The sequence below is a fragment of the Streptomyces sp. 3-6 genome, from assembly GCF_056323165.1.
In genome coordinates this window covers 188,729-207,135 of record NZ_JBWHZP010000005.1, presented here as the reverse complement: position 1 = coordinate 207,135, position 18,407 = coordinate 188,729, and the positions used below count along the sequence as shown (strand labels likewise).

At 68.9% G+C, this 18,407-nt stretch carries 18 protein-coding genes and 1 pseudogene; 5 read left to right on the top strand and 14 right to left on the bottom strand.

The window, feature by feature from the left end; translation table 11 throughout:
• Nucleotides 1-4: 4 nt before the first annotated feature.
• From AC02VZ_RS10045 to AC02VZ_RS09980, 14 genes are all read right to left on the bottom strand, one after another.
• Nucleotides 5-970: a phage distal tail protein gene (locus AC02VZ_RS10045; RefSeq protein WP_476475173.1), complete on the bottom strand. Its 966-nt coding sequence runs from the start codon at nucleotides 968-970 to the stop codon at nucleotides 5-7.
• 1 nt (nucleotide 971) lies between these two features.
• Nucleotides 972-6,809 carry a peptidoglycan DD-metalloendopeptidase family protein gene (locus AC02VZ_RS10040; RefSeq protein ID WP_476475172.1) on the bottom strand — a complete coding sequence of 1,946 codons (5,838 nt, stop codon included), beginning with the start codon at nucleotides 6,807-6,809 and terminating at the stop codon, nucleotides 972-974.
• 15 nt (nucleotides 6,810-6,824) lie between these two features.
• Nucleotides 6,825-7,217 (bottom strand): hypothetical protein, encoded by a 393-nt coding sequence (locus tag AC02VZ_RS10035; RefSeq protein WP_476475171.1) that lies wholly within the window; start codon nucleotides 7,215-7,217, stop codon nucleotides 6,825-6,827.
• Between the two features lie 14 nt (nucleotides 7,218-7,231).
• Nucleotides 7,232-7,645 carry a hypothetical protein gene (locus tag AC02VZ_RS10030; protein WP_476475170.1) on the bottom strand — a complete coding sequence of 138 codons (414 nt, stop codon included), beginning with the start codon at nucleotides 7,643-7,645 and terminating at the stop codon, nucleotides 7,232-7,234.
• A gap of 103 nt (nucleotides 7,646-7,748) precedes the next feature.
• Nucleotides 7,749-8,354: a phage tail tube protein gene (locus tag AC02VZ_RS10025; RefSeq protein ID WP_476475169.1), complete on the bottom strand. Its 606-nt coding sequence runs from the start codon at nucleotides 8,352-8,354 to the stop codon at nucleotides 7,749-7,751.
• 10 nt (nucleotides 8,355-8,364) lie between these two features.
• Entirely contained in the window at nucleotides 8,365-8,796 is a 432-nt protein-coding gene (locus tag AC02VZ_RS10020; RefSeq protein WP_476475168.1) for a hypothetical protein, read from the bottom strand.
• Nucleotides 8,797-9,117: a hypothetical protein gene (locus tag AC02VZ_RS10015; protein ID WP_476475167.1), complete on the bottom strand. Its 321-nt coding sequence runs from the start codon at nucleotides 9,115-9,117 to the stop codon at nucleotides 8,797-8,799.
• 14 nt (nucleotides 9,118-9,131) lie between these two features.
• Nucleotides 9,132-9,470, bottom strand: coding sequence for an HK97 gp10 family phage protein (locus AC02VZ_RS10010; protein WP_476475166.1), 339 nt, complete (start codon nucleotides 9,468-9,470; stop codon nucleotides 9,132-9,134).
• A complete protein-coding gene (locus AC02VZ_RS10005) occupies nucleotides 9,470-9,808 on the bottom strand; it encodes a hypothetical protein (protein ID WP_476475165.1) in 339 nt (112 codons plus the stop codon). Before AC02VZ_RS10005 ends, AC02VZ_RS10010 begins: the two co-directional genes overlap by 1 nt.
• A complete protein-coding gene (locus AC02VZ_RS10000; RefSeq protein ID WP_476475164.1) occupies nucleotides 9,808-10,182 on the bottom strand; it encodes a head-tail connector protein in 375 nt (124 codons plus the stop codon). Before AC02VZ_RS10000 ends, AC02VZ_RS10005 begins: the two co-directional genes overlap by 1 nt.
• 3 nt (nucleotides 10,183-10,185) lie before the next feature.
• Nucleotides 10,186-10,860, bottom strand: a complete 675-nt coding sequence (locus tag AC02VZ_RS09995; RefSeq protein WP_476475163.1) for a hypothetical protein — start codon at nucleotides 10,858-10,860, stop codon at nucleotides 10,186-10,188.
• A 1-nt stretch (nucleotide 10,861) separates the two neighbouring features.
• Nucleotides 10,862-11,236, bottom strand: coding sequence for a hypothetical protein (locus tag AC02VZ_RS09990; RefSeq protein WP_476475162.1), 375 nt, complete (start codon nucleotides 11,234-11,236; stop codon nucleotides 10,862-10,864).
• 42 nt (nucleotides 11,237-11,278) lie between these two features.
• Entirely contained in the window at nucleotides 11,279-12,139 is an 861-nt protein-coding gene (locus tag AC02VZ_RS09985) for a phage major capsid protein (protein ID WP_476475161.1), read from the bottom strand.
• Nucleotides 12,140-12,148: 9 nt separating this feature from the next.
• Nucleotides 12,149-12,934, bottom strand: coding sequence for a hypothetical protein (locus tag AC02VZ_RS09980; RefSeq protein WP_476475160.1), 786 nt, complete (start codon nucleotides 12,932-12,934; stop codon nucleotides 12,149-12,151).
• Nucleotides 12,935-13,082: 148 nt separating this feature from the next.
• Here AC02VZ_RS09980 and AC02VZ_RS09975 point away from each other — a divergent pair, with 148 nt between their 5' ends.
• From AC02VZ_RS09975 to AC02VZ_RS09955, 5 genes and pseudogenes are all read left to right on the top strand, one after another.
• On the top strand, nucleotides 13,083-13,949 hold the full coding sequence (locus tag AC02VZ_RS09975) for a hypothetical protein (RefSeq protein WP_476475159.1): 867 nt from the start codon (nucleotides 13,083-13,085) through the stop codon (nucleotides 13,947-13,949).
• Entirely contained in the window at nucleotides 13,946-14,470 is a 525-nt protein-coding gene (locus tag AC02VZ_RS09970) for a hypothetical protein (protein ID WP_476475158.1), read from the top strand. The genes AC02VZ_RS09975 and AC02VZ_RS09970 overlap by 4 nt, the downstream gene beginning before the upstream one ends.
• Nucleotides 14,471-14,472: 2 nt before the next feature.
• Nucleotides 14,473-15,642 (top strand): annotated as a pseudogene (locus AC02VZ_RS09965) (PBSX family phage terminase large subunit); the annotation flags it as partial.
• A 269-nt stretch (nucleotides 15,643-15,911) separates the two neighbouring features.
• Nucleotides 15,912-16,586 carry an HNH endonuclease signature motif containing protein gene (locus AC02VZ_RS09960; RefSeq protein ID WP_476475215.1) on the top strand — a complete coding sequence of 225 codons (675 nt, stop codon included), beginning with the start codon at nucleotides 15,912-15,914 and terminating at the stop codon, nucleotides 16,584-16,586.
• 126 nt (nucleotides 16,587-16,712) lie between these two features.
• Complete coding sequence (locus AC02VZ_RS09955) at nucleotides 16,713-18,389, top strand: hypothetical protein (protein ID WP_476475157.1); 1,677 nt, start codon at nucleotides 16,713-16,715, stop codon at nucleotides 18,387-18,389.
• The last annotated feature ends 18 nt before the right edge of the window (nucleotides 18,390-18,407 follow it).

Genomic DNA, 18,407 nt, shown 5'->3' with positions numbered 1-18,407 from the left:
CCCCTTACGACGCCAGGTAGCGGGGCTGATAGGTCATGGACACGCTCGTCGCTCCGGTGGAGCCGTCGACGACGAGGTTGAGGTGGTTGTCGCCTTCCTCGAGGGGCCACATGACGGAGTCGTCTGACAGGTCCGGCCACAGGTTCGTTACGCCGTTGAGAAGGGCGGTCTGGCGGCGTTCCCGGGTGTCGATGACGATTGTGTCGGTGCCGCTGATGGTGCGGTTGACGGCAAGTTCGTCGATGATCTGCTGGCCCGTGGCCGGGTCAGTGCGGGTGTTCGTGAGGGTGACCGCGGTCGCAGGACCCTTGATCGTCCACACCGGGTAGGCGACGTCGTCGCCCGGGTTGGTGACGACGACCTCACCGAGCACCTGCGAGTCCCCCACCACCAGAGGCAGGACGGGGAAGAACTCTGCGCTCGAGCCGGCCTTCCATGAGTGACTGACCTCGCCGCCGATCCAGTACGGGGAGGGCACGCCGAAGGTGATCGCGTTGATGCACCAGCGTTCCCCCGCCGCGTCGAGGGATTCGTCTCCTTCGAGGCCGCCGGTGTAGTAGGCGCCGATGGTGCGGGTCGCCCCGTCGGGTTCGGTGAGGGTGAGGGTGCCGACGCCGCGTTTCGGGTTCAGGCTGTTGATCAGCTTGCGGCGGCGTTCCCTGTACGCGGCGCGGGAGTCCTCGGCCCAGAACGCGATCGGGAGGATGATCTCCTTGCCTTGGGCGCGGACGTCCCGTAGTTCGTAGCCGTCGATGCCGGGGCTCTCGTCGGTGGCGAACGTGTACTGCGGCATGTCGAGGCCCTTGGCGCCAGGCTGGAGCAGCCATCCGTTCTCCCAGTCGGAGAACACGGTGGTGACGCCGCGGGGGTCGGTGAAGGCGACCTGCGGCATCTGGTTGATGAGCGTGGGCCACGGGACCCCAGGCCGCTCCACAGGCGGCACGTAGACGCTGGGGACCAGGATGGGCATGTCAGATCACCACCGTCCGGTTGAGCATGTCTTCCATGGCGAGCGCGTCGAGGACCGACTGGCGGGAGGCGACCTCGCGGGTCGTCGCCTGGTAGTGGAGGTGCCGGTCGCCGCCCTGGCGGATGGTCTGCTGGTTCTGGACGCGCGCAGCCGTCGCCGCAGCCGTGGCGCGCACAGCGGACGCCATGCGAAGCGCGGACCGTTCCACCTGCGGCACCATGTCGTCGACACCCTGCGCATAGCCCTGCCCGGTGTTGCGGCCCAGGCCGCGGAGGATCTGCGACGGGGACTTGATCTTCAGTTCGACGCGGATGGTCTTCTGCACCGCCTTGGCGAGCTTGGCCATCTGCGCCTCGATCGCCTTCTGCGTCGAGGCGAGACCCGTCAGGTAGCCCTTGCCGGACTGGGCGCCCGCGTCGTACATGGCGTCCGCGGCGTCCTTACCGAACTCCTTCGAGGCGCGGGTGATGTTCACCTGGGCGGCGTTGATCGCCTTCAGTTCGGTGGGGGTGGCGTCGACGAGGGCCTGCGCGTAGGCGGCGCCCTGCTCCGGGCCCGCCGCGATGATCTGCTGCAGCAGCTCCTTGTTCAAGCCCCGCTTGTTGAGGATCTGCAGGTTGGCGCCGAACTTGCGCAGCTGGCCGAGGCGGACGTTCAGCCCGGACAGGATCCCGCCCGCCCCGAACACGTTCCCGCCGCTGGGCAGGCCGGTCATGCTGGTGAAGCTGACCGCCTGCTCGGTCGCACTGCCTGCCAGTTCGTTCGCCGCGGTGATGCTCGTGGCGATGCCGTCGCGCTGCTTGGCGAGGGCCTGCAGCTGCTTGTTCGAGTTGCTGATCTGCTTCAGCAGCTTGTCGTCCAGGGACGTCTTGACGCCCTTGAAGGCGTTCTTCACCGCCGTCGCGACCTTCGTCATGGCGGTGTTGATGGCGGTGGCGGTGCCGGCCAGGCTCTTGAGGAAGTCGCCGCCGACGGCGGCGGCGAGCGGGCCGGTGTTGATGCGCTTGCCGCCGACACGGATGATGCCGCCGGAGGCGTAGCCGGAGGCGTAGCCGGAGGGCAGGCCGCGCCGCACGCCGACGACGCCGCCGCGGGCGTACCCGCCGGGCCGGTTGTATGCCTTCGGCAGGGAGCCGTAGCGGGCGAGCGCGTACCGCATGGAGGCGAAGATGTTCGCCATCGGGTCGACGCTGACGCCGTACATGAACGGGCCGGTCTTGCGGTACTTCCCGGCATACGCCTGGAACGTGCCGCGGATGACCTGCATCAGCCCGACGGAGGGGGTGCCGTTCTTCCAGTTGATGTCGGACCGGTTGACCGCGCGCGGGTTACCGCCGGACTCCTGGTTCATCCGCCGCAGGGTGGTGTTGACGAGGCTCATCGACTGGTTGAGCTGGCCGAGGGCTTGGCGGACGACGCCGGTCCAGCGAGTGACGCCCTTCCCGCCGACATCCCCACCGCCGGTGAGGTACTTCATCGGGTCGACGGTCCGCCCGTTGACGCGGGCCTCGAGGTGGAGGTGGGGGCCGGTGGTGTTGCCGGTGGCGCCAACGGAGCCGATGCGCTGGCCTTGCTTGATGCCCTGCCCTGCCTTGGCTGCCATGGCGGACATGTGGGCGTACAGGGAGGCGAGTCCGCCGCCGTGGTTGATGGTGATGTGCTTGCCGTAGGGGCCGCCCGACCGGACCGCCTGGATGGTGCCGTTGTCCACGGCGACGATCTTCGTGCCGGTCTTGGCGGGGAAGTCCAGGCCGGTGTGGCGTCCCGAGGACCACATGCGGCCGGCGACACCGAACCGGGTGCCGTAGGGGGCGTTGACGGGCTTGACCCAGGCGCCGGACGACTCGGGGATGTCCTTGCCGCGGATGTAGTCGATGGCTTTGTCGATGAGGTTGATGGGGGCGGCTGCGATGGCGCCCTTCCAGGTGCCCTTGTTGGAGCCGAGGGCCTTGGTGATGCCCTTCTTGACTGGGGAGAACGCCTTCTCGGCGAGGGTGGCGAGGCCGCCGCGGACGGCGTCGGAGCCCTTTTTGAGGACGCCTCCGACCTTGGAGGCGATGCCGGAGCCGATGTCGGAGATGGATCCGAGGATGCCGCCTTCGGCGAAGCCGTACTGCTGCCGGGCGATGGCGGGGTGGGTGCCGCGCATGGCGGCCTGGTTCATGGCGTACAGGCGCTGCCGTTCGAAGGGGTCGCGCATCACCTCGGACACGTAGACGCCTTCGCCGCGCCGCATCGGCACGAGCTGGTCGTCGCCGTCCCGCCACGTGGACCAGCCGGGCAGGATGCCGCCGCGGGCGAAGCCCTTCGGCATGGCCATCTTCTTCAGGTCCGGGACGCCGGGGATCTTCGCGGCGGTCTTGTTCCATACGGAGACGATTCCGCGGTTGTAGACGACGTCGATCCAGAACTTGATGGGGGCCTTGACGAGCTTCTTGATGCCGTCCCAGACCTTGCCGACTCCGTCCCGGATGGAGCGGAACATGTCCTTGAGCTTGTCGCCGAACTTGGAGACACCGTCCTTGACTTTCTCCCACGCGCCGGACGCGATGGACCTGACCCGGTTCCAGAACGAGTCCCAGATCTTGACCGCGCCGTCCTTCAGGCCACGGAAGAAGCCGATCACACCGTCGCGGATGGTGCGGACGATGCCCCGCAGCCAGTTCCACAGCTTCTTGAACCAGCCGAACGTGCCGTTGACGATGTCCGGGATGATGCTGTGCCCAAGCAGCTTGTCCCACAGCCAGTGGAAGCCGTCGAAGACCATCCTCACGCCCTTGGTGAGGATGCCGACGAACTTGGTGATCCCACCGATCACCTTGTTCATGATCGGAACGAGGAAGCTGATCGCGCCCGCGAGTACCTTCGTGAACAGGCCCGCCAGCATCACGATGAGCGGCATCAGCGGGGTCAGCACCTGCATCGCCAGCGTGATCAGCGACAAGGTGAGCTGAGTCAACGCTGGCAGGAGCGGCAGCAGGCTGACCAGGAGTTGCGGGAACAGGGGCACGATCAGGCTGATCAGCTGCCCGATCATCTGGAAGGCCGGGACGAGCGCCTGCACGATCGGCGCCAGGGCCGTGACGAGGGCGCCGATCACCGGGGTGAGGATGTCCCCCAACGTCTTCATCATCGGTGCGAGCGCCTTCACGATCTCCGCGATCAGCACACCGATCGGCTCCAGCAGCGGCAGCAGCTGCACCGCCACATCGGCGATCACACCGATAACGTCGCCGATGACAGGCATCAGCGCCTCAACCACCGGCATCAGAGCATCAGCCAGCTTCGAGAAGATCTCCGCGAGGACCGGGCCGAGCTGGTCGGCGAGCTGCACGATCACGGGGGACATCGCGGCGAGCAGCGGCAGAACCGCCTGCAAGGCTGCGCCGAGCGCGCCGGCCAGCAGGCCCGCAACAGCATTGAGCGCCCGGAACACTTCCGTCAGCGCGGCCTGCATCTCCGGCAGTTCGATGACGCGGCGGATCTCCTTGATGGCGGCGCCGATGACGCCGAAGAAGTCCCCTCCCGCTTCCCCCGCGGCCTTGAAGATACCGGAGAAGATGCCGCCCACGTCGGCCAGGACCCCACCGAACTGGACGGCCACGTCCAGGGCCGTGCTGATGGCCTCCTCAAGGCTGCCGTCCTTGAGGCCTTCAGCGAGCCGGGACATGGCCCGATCCATGGAGTCGGCCAGGCCGCTGGTCATGCGGTCGAACGCGGGCTGCGCGGCGATGGACAGGCCGGCGAACCCGGTGACGAGCTGGCCCGGCACCCGGGAGAGGTTCCCCAGGTTCTGCCGCAGCCCGTCGAAGACCTGCCTCAGCTGCCCGGTCTTCTCCAGGTTGGACACCGCGCCGAGGGCGTTCTTGCCCATCAGGTTCAGCTGGTCGGCGGCGCCCATCAGGCCTGTACGGACGGTGGGCAGGATCTGCTTGCCGACCTGGCTGAGGCGCGTACCGAGCCCGGCGAACAGGCTGTCCTGGACGTCGAGGCGCATCGCTCGCCAGGCAGGGCCCATGCCGCGCACGGTGTCGACGAAGGCGCGCGCGTTCGGCGACAGCTTGGCCATCGCCTCGTCCAGCTTGGACGTTTGTGCGGCGGCGCTCTGCTGCGCTTCGGCGACCTGCCGGGCCGCGTCCGCGACGGCCTGCTGCGCGTCGGCGATCTGCCGCTGCCCCTCCACCTGGGCTTCGGTGACGCCGCGCTGCGCGTCGATGAGGGCGCGCTGCCGTTCCGCGACCTGCTGGTCCGCGTCGGCGACCTGCCGCTTGGCCTGCACGACGGACTGGGAGCCTTCGACGCCGGCCCGGTTCGCGGCGGCCGTGTCTTTCTCCAGGCGGGACACCGCGACGCGCTGCGACTCCAGGGACTGCACGGCCCGCTCGCGCGCGAGTTCAGCCTGCTGGACCTGTAGCTGCGTGGCGGCCGGGTCGGTGCGTGTTTTCTGCAGGTCGAGTTCGGCCTGCAGCACGGCGAGCGTTGCCTCTGCCTCCGACAGGCGGCCCTCTTTGAGGCGGGCGTTCATGTCCTCGAGGTCGCGCACTGCCTGCCTGCGTGCGGCCGACAGGTCTTGCTGTGCTAGGCGGGCGTCGCGCTGCGCCGAGGTGAGGTCGCGTTCGGCGTTGGAGACCTGCCGTTCGGCCTGCTGGATGCGCTGGGCGGCTTGGACGCGCGCGTCCTGGAGGGAGCGTTGGGCGCGGGCGAGGGACCGCTGCGCGTTCTCGACCTGTCGGGTCGCGGCGGCGGCGGCTTGCGCTTCGGCGGTGGTGGGTTCGAAGGCGGCTTTGATGGCGTCGCCGACGCCTTTGGTGCCGACCTTGATGGCGGCGAAGGAGCCGATGAGGAGGCCGAGCGCTGGGGCGGCGGTGGCGGCGAGGGGCCCCATCTGGGCGATGGCGGAGCCGAGGGAGGCGATGGCGGGCAGCGCGGACAGGGCGGCTGTGCTGATGGCGAGGATGCGGGAGGTGAGTGAGGAGAAGGCCCGCCCGCCACCTCCGCCTCCGCCGCCGAGGTTGCCGAGGGCTCCGGTGAGGGCGGCGAGGCCGGTGGAGCGGACGCGGACGTTGACGGTGCGGTCCCGGGTGAGGAACGTCAGCGCGCTGTTCGCGGCCGTGGTGTCGGTGCGGGCCTGGACCGTCACCTCGCGGCGGCGGGTCAGGTTGGCGAGGTCGTTGGCGGCGACGCGGGTGTCGACGTCGACACCGATGCGGGCGGTCCGCCGCTGAATCAGGTTCTTGATCTCCGCCGCAGCAACCCTCGTATCGACGGACGCACGGATGTTGACGACCCGGTCCGCTGTGAGGCGGTCGAGTTGCTTCTTCGCCGTGTTGTAGGCGGCCTGCTGCACCTTGGGGAGGATGTCGACTGTCTGCTGGCTCAGCAGGCTCTGCAGCTTGGTCCTGGCACCGGCCTCGTCGAGGGCGACGGACACCTTCAGGGTGCGGTCGGCGGTCAGCCGCGTGACTGCCGTGGTGGCGGCTTTGTCGTCGAGCTGCGCCGTGATCTTCGCCGTGCGGTCTTGGGTGAGGCGACGCAGGCTTGCGGTGGCCGCCTTGTCGTCGAGTTGCGCGGTGACCTTGACGGTGCGGTTGCGGGCTAGCTGATCGAGTTCGCGGCGCGCGTTCGCCGCCTGAACCTGGACGCTGACCTTCACGGTCGGCTTCAGGCGCGCCAAGCGGGTCTGGATCTGCCGGGCGATGATGTCGCCGGCCTCGTCTCCGGCAGCGGTGGCGGGCTGGCGGATGGCTTTGGGGAGCTCCACGCGGAGCAGGTCGCCGAACTTGGACGTGTCGGGGATGAGTGATACCCGGGTGCGTCCGACGACGGTCGCCTCTGCCATGCCGCCCTCCCTCCCCTACCGCTGTGCTTCCAGTTCGGCGAGCCGGGCCCGCCACTCGTCGACTTCCTCTTGGTCGTCCTGCCGCCGGCCGGGCGAGAACGAGTCGAGGTACTGCTCTGCCCGCTGCCGCGCCCGCGCCGCGGCGTCGTCGTCTGCCTCGTGCGCCTCCAACGCCGGGGGCTGGATCGGCTCCATCTCCGGTGGCCGGCCTTTCAGGTGGGCGGTCCACAGGATGCGGATGAGCATGAGGAGTGCGTTGTACTGGGCGGCGGCGAGGAACGTGCCGGACGTCCAGCGGCGTCCTTCCAGGTCGCCTGCGAGGGCGCTCTTGGTGGCGGAGTCCTCGGGCAGGGCGTCCACCAGGTCGCGGAGTTCGGCCCAGTTCATCGACCCCTCACCCCAGGACATGGCCCAGAACTCTTCTAGGCGACGGCCGGGGTAGTAGCGCTGGAGGTCGGCGCGGAGGCTCCCGGCGTGCTCTCGGAGGACGTCGAGGAGCCATCGCCTTCCCCCTCCGTTGTCCCCGCCTCGTCGGAGAGGGACTCGACGATCTCCTTGAGTTCGCCGACGGTGAGCTTGCCGACCTTCACCAGCCGGTCGAACGACTCGGGCGGAAGGGCGAGTTCGCGCAGCAAGCCGATGTTGGCGTCGCCGCCCTTCTCCTGGACCTCCTCGATGACCTCGACGGGCCAGTCGTCCTGGGTGGGGAGGGTGCACACCTCCTCGACGCCCTGCTCGTTCTCGAAGTAGATGTCGACGAACTGGGTCTTGGCGGCCTGCGCGCGCTGGGCGCGCATCTGCTGGAGGCGGACGACCTTGCGGTTGGGCTTGGACATGATCGGTTCCTTCTCGGGCGGGGGTCGGGGCGGGGGCTTTCAGGTGGCCTGTCGTGCCGCCCCCGCCCAGGGATTGAGCGCGACAGGCCACCAGTTCGAGGGGTTACGGGGTCTCTGGCTCGACGGCGGGCAGCGTGACCTCGGTGATCATGTGCTGCACCGACTGGGCGCCGCCCGGGGCGGCGAGCGCGGTGAACGTCATGCCGAAGTTGGAGGAGTCCTCGCTGCTGTGCTTGACGGCTTCGCGGTCGGACACACCGCAGCGGGCGATCATGATGCGGTGCCGCTTCCCCGACATGATCACGTCGAGACCCAGGGCGATCTCCACCGTGTCCGTGACCGACCCGGAGCCGAAGGAGACGAACTGCTTCTTCGGAGTGCCCTCCGTCACCGCGGGCGTGGACGTCATCGACGCCAGCCGCACCTGGTAGTACAGGCTCAGGTTGTAGGCGTTCGTCTCGCGGAACACCAGCTTGAACGTCTGCGTGCGCTTGCGGGCGAGGTCGACGACCGGGGCGTCCTCACCCCACGCGTCGAGCTGGGTGCGCTCCTCCTCAAGCGCCTCCTCCAGCCCGTCCGGGGTGATGAACCCCATGTCGGACCATCCGGCGCCCCACGGGGCCTCGGGGTCCGTCGGGAAGGTGGCCCCGACCTCGGCACGGTAGGCCTTGCCGGCTGTGCCGACGATGATGTTCGATGCGTCGCCCACGGTGGGCCTCCTAGCTGATCGGTCGGGGTGGGCTGACGCTCATCCCCAGGGTCATGCCGACGCGCCACAGGTCGGCGTTCGGGTCTTCGGGCCTGTCTTGCGGGCCTGTCTCCTGGCTGATGCCGGTGACGATGCCGTCGGCTGTCGCACGGCCCGGGAGCATCTCCCAGGCGGCGCAGACCCGGCGGGCCAGGTGCATGGCCTGTACGTCGTCGGCGGCGTAGCAGTCGATGGAGAAGCGCGGGTTGTCCTGTGTCGCCGGGTCGGCCCAGCCGCGCACGTCGGCCACCCCGCCGATCCGCAGCACCCGCACCGCGGGCAGCGCGGCGTTGAGGGCCTTGCCTTCGGGGAGCTGCCCGGTGACATGCACGTCCGGCAACTCGGCGGCGAGCAGGGTGATGGCGACCTGCTTGCCGTCGGGGAGGACAACCGGCGCCGTCATCTAGGCCACCGCGGTCTGACTGTCGACCTTGGTCACCCAGTCGACGAGCTCCTGCTTGGTGGCCTTGTTGGCCTTGGACTCGTCGTAGCCGCGCTTGACCGCGTAGGCGCGCCAGTCGTCGACCTTCGCGGTTTCGGCGGGCTTCCCGTCGGCGACCGTGCTCGGGGTGGTGGTCTTGCCGGAGGGCTTGGGGTCGTCGACCTGGACGGCGAAGCCCTTCCAGCGGTGCACCTCGTCCGCGGGGACCTGGATGGTGTCGCCGGGCTTCTTGCCGTCCCGCCAGAACGTGAGCTTCATCGTCACGGTGTCGCCGTCGGCCATCGGTATCTCCTTCATCAGTGATCGCCGCCAGCGGCGTCGAGTGCGTGGCTGAGGGTGTAGTGGGGGCGGTGGATCGCGCGGCCGTTGCGGTCCCGCTGCGTCGTGCCGTGCTCGACGTAGTAGGAGTGCGCGGCGTCCGCGTCGACGTGGCGTGTGCCGTCCGCGTCGGGCTCATCCACGATGTGGATCTTGTCGCGGTATTCGCCCGTGTAGACCGGAGCCGTAGCGATCGCGACAGACTCCACCCGCTTCATGCGGGCAGTCAGGTCGTCCTGCACCTCACCGGTCAACGGCAGCTCGAACTCGATCGCCTCGGCGTCCAGTTCGACGTCGATCTCCACCCGGGTGGCCATCAGCCCGCCACCTCCCTGAGGTCGACGATCTGCCCCGACAGCGGGCCGGCCCGTTCCGGCACTGCCGGGACGCCGTCCACTTCCCAGTCGCGGCCCTGCCACTTGACGCGCATCCACTCCGTGACCCGCGGGGCCCGGGGCGGCATGAACAGGCGGGCCGTGGTGACCGTCTGGTCGGCCGCGTTCTTCGTCTCCGAGCTGCTGGTGTAGTCGACGGTCACCCGCCGCACCACGGTCGGTGTGGCGTGCTCCCAGTCGCGGACCTGCTTGTTGTACGCGCCCTCGACGAGCGGCGCGTCCAGGAGGGTGACGGTCTGGCGTCCGATGTGGCCCGGCATCAGCCCACCACCAACGGATAGAACTGCAACAGCCCCGACGCACGCAGCACGGACACGACCTTCGGCCCCACCGTCGGGGCCGCACCCGCGCCCTGACCGACCGTCCGCCGCGTGAACGACCGCTGCCCGGTCGACATGGACTGCAGATCGTCCTGAGCCCCGGACTCGTCATCCCGGTCCATCAGCCAGTGCGCCTGCCGCACCACAGCCTTCCGCAGCACCGCCAGCACCTCGGGGTCATCCGGGGCGTAGGCGATGCCGTACAGCACCTCGTCGACCGCGTCCGACGCCAACTCCAGCAGACGCACGGCGTTGTCCGGGGCGGGCTCAGGGGCGAGCCACGCCTCGAGATCCTGGACGGTCGCATACGCCACAGGTCAGCCCTCCGACCCGTGCGCGTCCTCGTGGACCTGCACCCAGTCCTGAAGGTCGGCCTTGGTCGCGTCGGCGGCTTCGTCCTCGGGCATGCCGAGGGACACCGCGTAGGCGCGCCAGTCGGCGACCTTGTCGGTGGCCTTCGGCTTCTGGGCGCTGTTGGGCGCGTCGCCCTGGTCGCCGTCAGACGCCGTCCCGGTGGGCTCCACCGTGGCGACCTCAAGCGGGGCCTCTTCGCCCTGGGAGTCGTTGGGGCGGCCGTCGACGCTGGCGTGCTCCGGGCCCTGCACGCCCTCGCCCGCGTCACCGACGACGCCGGTGCCGGCGTCGTCCACGGCCTGCACCCACTCGATGAGCTGGGTCCGGGTCATGGTGGCCGCCTTGGTGGCGAGCAGACCGAGACGGACCGCATACGTCGCCCACGCCCCCGTGTGATCGTCCCGGCCGGGGCGCTCCGGAGCGGCGGGCACGTTGCGGCCGACGCGGGTCGCCGCGGGGGCGTCCGCGCCGTGCTGGATCACCTGCGGCTCGATGGCGCGGTCCGGGTCGAGGAGCGGCTCCCCGTCCTCGGCGAGCCGCAGTTCGCCGCGTGCGACCTGGGCTGCCATCTCCGGCGCCAGGGGCTCGTCGAGATGCAGCCGCATGCCCCCGGCGCCGATGTACTCGCGGGCCGCCATGTCAGATCCCCCGGCCCAGCTGGAACGCGGTCACGGTGCCGGTGAAGCCCGTCTCGAAGTCGATGTGGAGCTTGCCGCCGGACTGGGAGTAGCGGGCCTCGGAGAACGGGCCCAGCCAGCGCGTTCCGGACGCCGATACGGACACCTCGGTGTCGCCCTGGGTGCGCATCCAGGCCGGCCCTCCGGCGTCACCCGCACGGATGGTCACCTTCTTCGCCGACCCAGCGCTGTTGGCTACCCGCAGGACGGTCCGGCTGGGGTCGGCGGCGTTGATGACGACGCCGTTCGTGACGAGCGTCGAGTCGATGGCAGTGCCGGTCGGGTCGGCGACATCGCTGCCACCGAGACTGGTCGGAGTGAGAGAAGTGCGCGCCACGATTCCTCCTGTAAGAGCGCGAACGAGAATCACGAAGAGGGATCAGGCGGCCGGGTTGACGTAGGCGACGGCGATGCCCTCGGGGCGCAGCAGCTTCGCGCCGTACACGTGCAGGCCCCGGACGGCGTCCGCGATCGTGGACTCGAGGCGCAGCGCCTCCGTCTCGAGGATCTGGTCCGCGTAGGTGATCGCACCCGGGTAGCCGGCCTGGACGACCTGCACCGACCCGGTGGGGTTCGGGGTGACGTTCGACTCCAGGACGTCGAAGCCCGCAGCCCGTCCGACGATGCCGTTGCGCAGGCCCTCGGAGGAGCCGGAGGCGTCGACCCGGTCGAAGCGGGAATCGCGCAGCAGCGCCCCGGTGAACTCCGGCGAGACGACGACGTACCGGCCGGCGGCGGGCACGTTCGCCCGGTTCAGCTTGGTGCGCAGCGGGATGAGGACCTTGTCCCAGGCGTCGGTCGGGGTGGCCGAGAGAGCGATCGGTGCGCCCGTGGTGCCGACGACGTTCGAGGGTGCGACCCCGGTGTAGAGGCTGGCGACGTAGGAGTCGGCCTTGTCGGCGAGCTTCTGCGCGGCGCGCTGCGTGGTGCGCAGCATGGGGTTGACGGCGACCTGGGCCTTGTCGACGTCGTCGAGCTTGAACGCGAACGCGTCGCCCTGGTCGATGAGCAGGTCGGTTCCGGCGGTGTCGATGTCCTCGTAGTTGATCGTGTCGCCGGACTTGTACTCGAAGATCGAGGGGTCGCCGACGGTGACGATCCGCACGGACTGGCCCTGGGCGGTGATCTCGCCCTCGTAGTCCCGGTTGACGACCTGAGGCTGGGCGTAGACGAGTGTGTTGTCCAGGCCCACCAGAATGTTGGCGGCCCAGATCTCACGCTTGAACAGCGCGACGGACATGGAGGCTTCCTATCCGGCCTTACCGCTGAGGTAGCTGTCGAGCCGTCCTTCGGCGAGGGCCTTGGCGATCTGTGATGGGGTCATCCGGTCCACATCCGCCTTCGTGAGCTGCCGCTTTCCGCCCGGGGTCCCGTCCATCGGCGCGCCACCCGCAGGGGTGGGGGCCGGCTCCTTCGGCTCCGGCGCCTTGGCCTTGAGCTTCGAGTTCGCGGCGACTGCGTCCGTGATGGCCTTCTGCACCTGCGTGTTGAAGTCGTCCCCGTGGGGGTCGAGCTTCGCGACGGCCTGGTTGAAGGTGCGGGAGTCGAGGAGCGCGTCGGGGTCGGCGCCGTGCTTGGCGGCCGACTTGTAGACGGCGAGCTCGACCTTGGTCTGGCGGGTCTCGTCGCGGGACGCCTTGGTCTCTCCGCGGGACTCCTCCAGCTGCTTGGCGAGCTCCTCGAGGGTGGGCGGCTTCTGCTCGTCGGTCTCCAGCCCGAACGCTGTGGCGACCTTCTTCATGAAGGCGGCCTGGTCGTCCTTGGCTTTCTTTTCTGCGGCTTCGCGCTTGGCCTTCTCGGCTGCGACGTCGCCGCGGATGTTCTCGACGAGCTTCTCGAACTTGGCCGGGTCGAAGTCGCCTTCGAACTTGGGCGCCTTGGCCTTGGATTCGCTGGTGGTCGGCTCGGTCGGTTCGGGCGTGGCGGGTGCGGTCGGCTCTGGCGGAGTCGGCGCGGGGTCCGTGGGCGCGGGCGGGGTGGCCGGCTGGCTGCTCGGGTCCGCGGGCGTGCTCTCGGGCTGGGCGGGGGTCGTCACCGGGTGCCTCCTTGGGCGGCCGTTTCGGGCGGCGATGCCTTGATCGCTACTCGTTGGCCCTGATGTTAACCCTCAACCACCCTTAATGCTGCACAATCAAAGGCAAGAAGGCAAGATTCCCTTAGATTCCCAGGCAGGGAGGGGGTGGGTGGTGGACAGCGCACGCATCGCCAACATGGCGCAGCAGCAACCCGGCCGGCTCCGCAACCTCGAGCAGCGCGCCATCGCCGACGCCACACGACCCCTCGCCACCGCCATTGCCGACGCACAGCAGGCAGCCGTCAACCGGTGGGTTCGCGAAACCACCGGCGGCCAGATCCCCGCCCAGCTCGACAAACTCGTCGCATGGGTCCGCGGCCTGCTCCGGCGAGCATTCGCAGGGAAGGGCAGGCAGGCGCAAGCCGCCGCCCAACGGGCCGCGTTCAACGCCGCCCAACTCAGCGTCCGCCACACCTCAGCCCTCGCCGCCGCCATGCGCGGCCAGCCCACCCCGCCCGTCCAGGTCGAGCCCGGCGGCGAAGCCCAGCAGGCCGCCGACCGCATCCCCGTCGCCGTCGCCGAGGAGCAGGGCCACGCGCTCGCCCTGCTCACCACCGCCGGACTCACCGCCATGGGCCTCGCCGGACTCAACAGCGTCTTCAAACGCGCCCGACGGGCGATCGGCCGCATCGCTGCCGGTACCGCAGTCGCCATCACCAGCGCCGCCGCCCAAGGCCCTCGTCTCATCGCCCGCGCTCTCGGAGACGGCACTCGCCTGCTGTGGGTCGCCGAACCCGACGCCTGCGCAGCCTGCCGCGCCTACGCCGGCCACCACGTCCGGCCCGGCGGGAAGTTCCCCGGCGGGCTCACCCTCGACCCGCGGCGCGCCGCTTTCCCGGACGCCATCCCGGGGCCGCCTCGCCACCCGCATTGCCGCTGTGTTCTTGTCCCGTGGTCGTCCGCCTGGCGGATGGCCGGGACGCCCCTGCCCACCCTCCTGCGCCAACGCGCACGACACACCTGGAGGTCCCCGTGACTCGCCACCTGATGGGAGAGGACCTGTGGCCCGAGCTCCGGCGTCTGCACGCCGAGGGCTTGGGCAGGAACGCAATCTCCCGCGAGATGGGCATCACCAACTCGGTTGTCTCCCGTACCGCCGAACACCTCGGGTTGACCTTCGACCGGACGAAGATCCGGGCAGCAGCCGAAGCACGCGCAGCAGACCTCGAGGAACGCCGCTCCCTCCTCGCCGAACGCTTCATGGACATCGCCGAGGACAGCCTGGAACGCGTCTACAAGCCCACCACCGTCTACGCGTTCGGCGGCAAGGACAACGAGTACAACGATCACACCTTCGACGAAGCGCCCCCGGCCGAACGGCAGAAGCTCGTCACCACCGCGGCGATCGCCGTCGACAAGACCCTCAAACTCGTGCCGCCGGCGGAGGCGTCCAACCTGGACGCGGCCAAGTCCATGCTCGGTTCGCTGGGTGACGCGCTGGCGGCGTTCTCTCGCTCGGAGGATGAGCAGGGCGGGCCCGAGAGCGACGAGGTGTAGCCGTGCTGGAGTCCCTGCCTCTGTCCCGGAAGCAGATCCGGTCTGTCGCCGAGTCGACGACGAAGATCTCTTGCTGGGAAGGGGCGATCCGCTCTGGCAAGACGATCGCGTCGCTGCTGAAGTGGTTGATCTTCATTGCGAATGCGCCAACGACGGGCGAACTCGTCATGATAGGCAAGACGTCGCAGACGATCCACCGCAACCTGTTCCTGCCCATGCAGGACCCTGCCCTGTTCGGGCCGATCGCTTCCCTCATCCACTACACGCCGGGCGCACCTACCGCGGTCATCCTGGGCCGGGTCGTGCACGTGATCGGCGCCAACGACGCCAAGTCGGAGCCGAAGATCCGCGGTATGACGGTGTGCGGCGCCTACGTCGACGAGGTCACCCTCGTGCCGCAGATCTTCTTCGAGCAGCTCTACGGGCGCATGTCCGTGCGCGGCGCGCAGCTCCTGTGTACGACCAACCCGGACAACCCGGCGCACTGGTTCATGCGGGACTGGCTGTCACAGACCGGGAAGAAGCCCGTCAGCCGGTTCTCCTTCACGATCGACGACAACCCGTTCCTCGACCCCGACTACGTCGCCGACATGAAGGCTAGCCACGAGGGCCTGTTCTACCGCAGGTTCATCCTCGGCGAGTGGGTGGCCGCGGAGGGCGCCATCTACGACTCGTGGGACCGTGACCGGCACATCGTCACCAGACTGCCGCGCGAGGGCATCCACAAGTGGATCAGCCTGGGTGTGGACTACGGCACGTCGAACCCGTTCCACGCCGTCCTCCTCGGCCTCGGCCGGGACCGCCGGCTGTACGCCGCAGCCGAGTGGCGGTACGAGGCGCGGCAGACGAAGAAGCAGCTCACCGACACCGAATACTCGGCACGCCTGCGCGCCTGGCTGGGCGACGTGCCCAGCCTCGGCCCGATCCGGCCGCAGTTCATCACCGTCGACCCGAGCGCGGCGAGCTTCGTCACCCAGCTGAAGCGGGACAAACTCACGCCGACGCCGGCGAAGAACGACGTCATGGACGGCATCCGCGTCGTGTCCAGCCTGCTCGCCTCGAACAAGCTCCTCGTGCACGAGTCCTGCAAGGCGCTGATCCAGGAGATCGGCGGCTACAGCTGGGACGACAAGGCCGCCCTGCGCGGCGAGGAGCAGCCGTTGAAGGTCGCCGACCACGGATGCCTCATCACCGGAACTCCCGTAACGACAGCCGCCGGAGACAAGCCCATCGAGTCGGTACAGCCTGGAGACCTGGTGCTTACTCGGCAGGGCTACCGCCCGGTGGTAGCTGCTGGTATGACGTCACCTGCCGCGAAGGTGTTCCGCGTCGACATCGAGGGCGGACTTTCCATCACCGGAACTGGAAACCATCCCGTTTGGGTTGCAGGTAAGGGATGGATTCGCCTCGATGATCTGCGTTATGCGGATACAATTTTGACATGCCGAAACGAGTCGAATCCATTCTCTTCCAGGGCATCACCTTCCGCCGGTACCCAGACGCCAAGGGTTGGGCTGAGCGCGCCTACTACACACCCGGCGGAACAGACCGAGCCAACGGCGTTCGCAGACTTCACGAAGAAATCTGGATGGCCCACAACGGTCGCGACATACCTGCCGGCCATCACATCCACCACCGGGACGGCAACTCTCTCAACAACGACCCCGGCAATCTGGCCTGCCTCAGCGAGGAGGAGCACGCCAAGCACCACAACGACGACCGGCGCGGAGTCTGCACCCCCGCAGCCCGGACCAACCTGGACCGCATCAGACCTCTGGCTTCCGCGTGGCATCGGTCTGACGAAGGACGCGCCTGGCATGCCGAGCATGGCCGCAAGACGTGGGAAGGCAGGGAGACTCACCCGCTCGCCTGTCAGCAATGCGGAAGCACCTACGAGACGCGATCGAAGCACGGACTCGAACGCTTCTGCAGTAATGCCTGCCGGGCTGCTTGGCGACGCGCGAGCGGAGTTGACGACGAGCAGCGGAACTGCGAACGATGCAACTCTGAGTTCACCGTCAACAAGTACAGCAAGACCCGCTTTTGCGGGAAGTCGTGTTCTCGGCGTGACGCCATTGAGCGGCGCCGTGCCCGTATGGAATCTGACCGTCGCTGACTGCCCGGAATACTTCGCAGGCGGCGTGCTGGTCCACAACTGTGACGCCTTGCGCTACGGAGTCTTTACGACTCGCCCGCTGTGGCAGCGCCAAGTAACAATCGCCGCCTGAGAAGGAGATCCGTCATGCCGCTGCCGACCACTCCGAACACTGTCTGGCCGCCGCCCCATCTGGAGATCCCGCACGCGGACATCGACATGTGGCGGGCCTGGTACTCGGGCGACCCGAACCATCTGGCCGCCGTGTACGGCGGGGTCGCCGCGTACACCCGCAACGGGTTGGCGCGGGAGTTCTTCGGCGTGGACCGGCGGCGGGCGGCTACGGGTGAGCTGCGCATGTTCTGGGGCCAGGACCCCAGCCCGGGGCAGACGGCGGCGAAACTGCATGTGCCGATCGCGTCGGACATCGCGGAGGTGTCGGCGAACCTGCTGTGGTCGGACGTGCCGACGGTGACCGTCGACGTGGACTCCACTGACCGGGCCACGGCGAAGTCGACGCAGGCTCAGATCGGCCGCTACCTGGACGACCGCGGGCACGCCAAGATGCGCGAGGCCGCGGAGATGGCGGCGGGCCTGTCGAACGTGTACCTGCGGGCTGTGTGGGACACCAGCCTGCGTCCGCGGCCGTGGACAGATGTGCTGCAGCCGGAGGCGGTGGCGCCGACGTGGCGGTGGGGTGCGCTCGCGGAGGCGATCGTGTGGCGGGAGCTGACCCCTCTGGGCGACGGGAAGGGCGTATGGCGGCTGCTGGAGTACCACGTCCCCGGCATGATCGAGTACGGGGTGTACCGGGGTGAGGTGGGCACGATCGGGCAGAGGATGGAGCTCGCCGACCACCCGGACACCGAGTACCTCGCTGCGCGCACCGACCACTTGGGCCGTCAGGCGACGGGCATCGACCGGCTGTTGATCACGCATGTGCCGAACTTGCTGCCGAACCGGACGTGGGACGGGGTGCCGCACACGGCGCCGCTGGGCCGGTCCGACTATGCGGGCATCGAGCCGGCCATGGACGCCCTCGACGAGACCTGGACGTCGTGGATGCGGGACCTGCGGCTCGGCAAGGCCAGGGTGGTGGTGCCGCAGTCGATGCTGGAGACGGACGGGCCGGGTACGGGTGGCAGCTTCGACCTGGATCGCGAGTTGATCGTCGGCATGAACCTGCTGGGCGAGGAACGCATCAAGGACTCGATCACCGACATCCAGTTCAAGATCCGCGTTGAGGAGCATGAGCGGACGGCGAAGGCGCTGCGCCGTCAGATCCTCTCCTCTGCCGGCTACTCGGCTCAGTCGATGGGCGAGGAGGGGAATGTGGCGGTGACGGCGACGGAGGTCGCGGCCCGCAAGGAGGAGTCTCTGTCGACGCGCGGCACGAAGATCCTGTATCAGAAGCCTGCCCTGGTTGATCATCTGACGACGATGATGATGGTCGACATCCGGCACTGCGGGGCGAAGGGCGTCGACCCGGCCGCCGAGTTGACGGTGTCGTGGCCGCAGGCGGTGCAGCCGGACCCGGAAGCCATGGCGCGCACCCTGTCCCTGCTCGACACTGCGGGGGCGATCTCGACGTACATGAAGGTGAAGATGCGCAGCCCGGAGTTGGAGGAGGCGGACGTGCTGGCGGAAGTGCAGCGCATCCGCGAGGACAAGCAGCAGTCCACCGTCCCGGCCGGCGACCCATTCAACGCGGGCGGCGGGGGTCTGGAGCCGAATGACGAGGACGCTGGGAGTGACGGCTCGGAGGCCGGGTCGGACGAGGGGCAGGACGAGGAGCCCGACGAGGAGTTGGAGGCGGCGGCATGAGTTGGGGTGGGCGGGGGC

Coding starts and splice junctions, on each gene's coding strand:
- AC02VZ_RS10045 (WP_476475173.1), bottom strand. CDS start 970: ATGCCCATCCTGGTCCCCAGCGTCTACGTGCCGCCTGTGGAGCGGCCT.
- AC02VZ_RS10040 (WP_476475172.1), bottom strand. CDS start 6,809: ATGGCAGAGGCGACCGTCGTCGGACGCACCCGGGTATCACTCATCCCC.
- AC02VZ_RS10035 (WP_476475171.1), bottom strand. CDS start 7,217: ATGTCCTGGGGTGAGGGGTCGATGAACTGGGCCGAACTCCGCGACCTG.
- AC02VZ_RS10030 (WP_476475170.1), bottom strand. CDS start 7,645: ATGTCCAAGCCCAACCGCAAGGTCGTCCGCCTCCAGCAGATGCGCGCC.
- AC02VZ_RS10020 (WP_476475168.1), bottom strand. CDS start 8,796: ATGACGGCGCCGGTTGTCCTCCCCGACGGCAAGCAGGTCGCCATCACC.
- AC02VZ_RS10015 (WP_476475167.1), bottom strand. CDS start 9,117: ATGGCCGACGGCGACACCGTGACGATGAAGCTCACGTTCTGGCGGGAC.
- AC02VZ_RS10010 (WP_476475166.1), bottom strand. CDS start 9,470: ATGGCCACCCGGGTGGAGATCGACGTCGAACTGGACGCCGAGGCGATC.
- AC02VZ_RS10005 (WP_476475165.1), bottom strand. CDS start 9,808: ATGCCGGGCCACATCGGACGCCAGACCGTCACCCTCCTGGACGCGCCG.
- AC02VZ_RS09995 (WP_476475163.1), bottom strand. CDS start 10,860: ATGGCGGCCCGCGAGTACATCGGCGCCGGGGGCATGCGGCTGCATCTC.
- AC02VZ_RS09985 (WP_476475161.1), bottom strand. CDS start 12,139: ATGTCCGTCGCGCTGTTCAAGCGTGAGATCTGGGCCGCCAACATTCTG.
- AC02VZ_RS09960 (WP_476475215.1), top strand. CDS start 15,912: ATGCCGAAACGAGTCGAATCCATTCTCTTCCAGGGCATCACCTTCCGC.
- AC02VZ_RS09955 (WP_476475157.1), top strand. CDS start 16,713: ATGCCGCTGCCGACCACTCCGAACACTGTCTGGCCGCCGCCCCATCTG.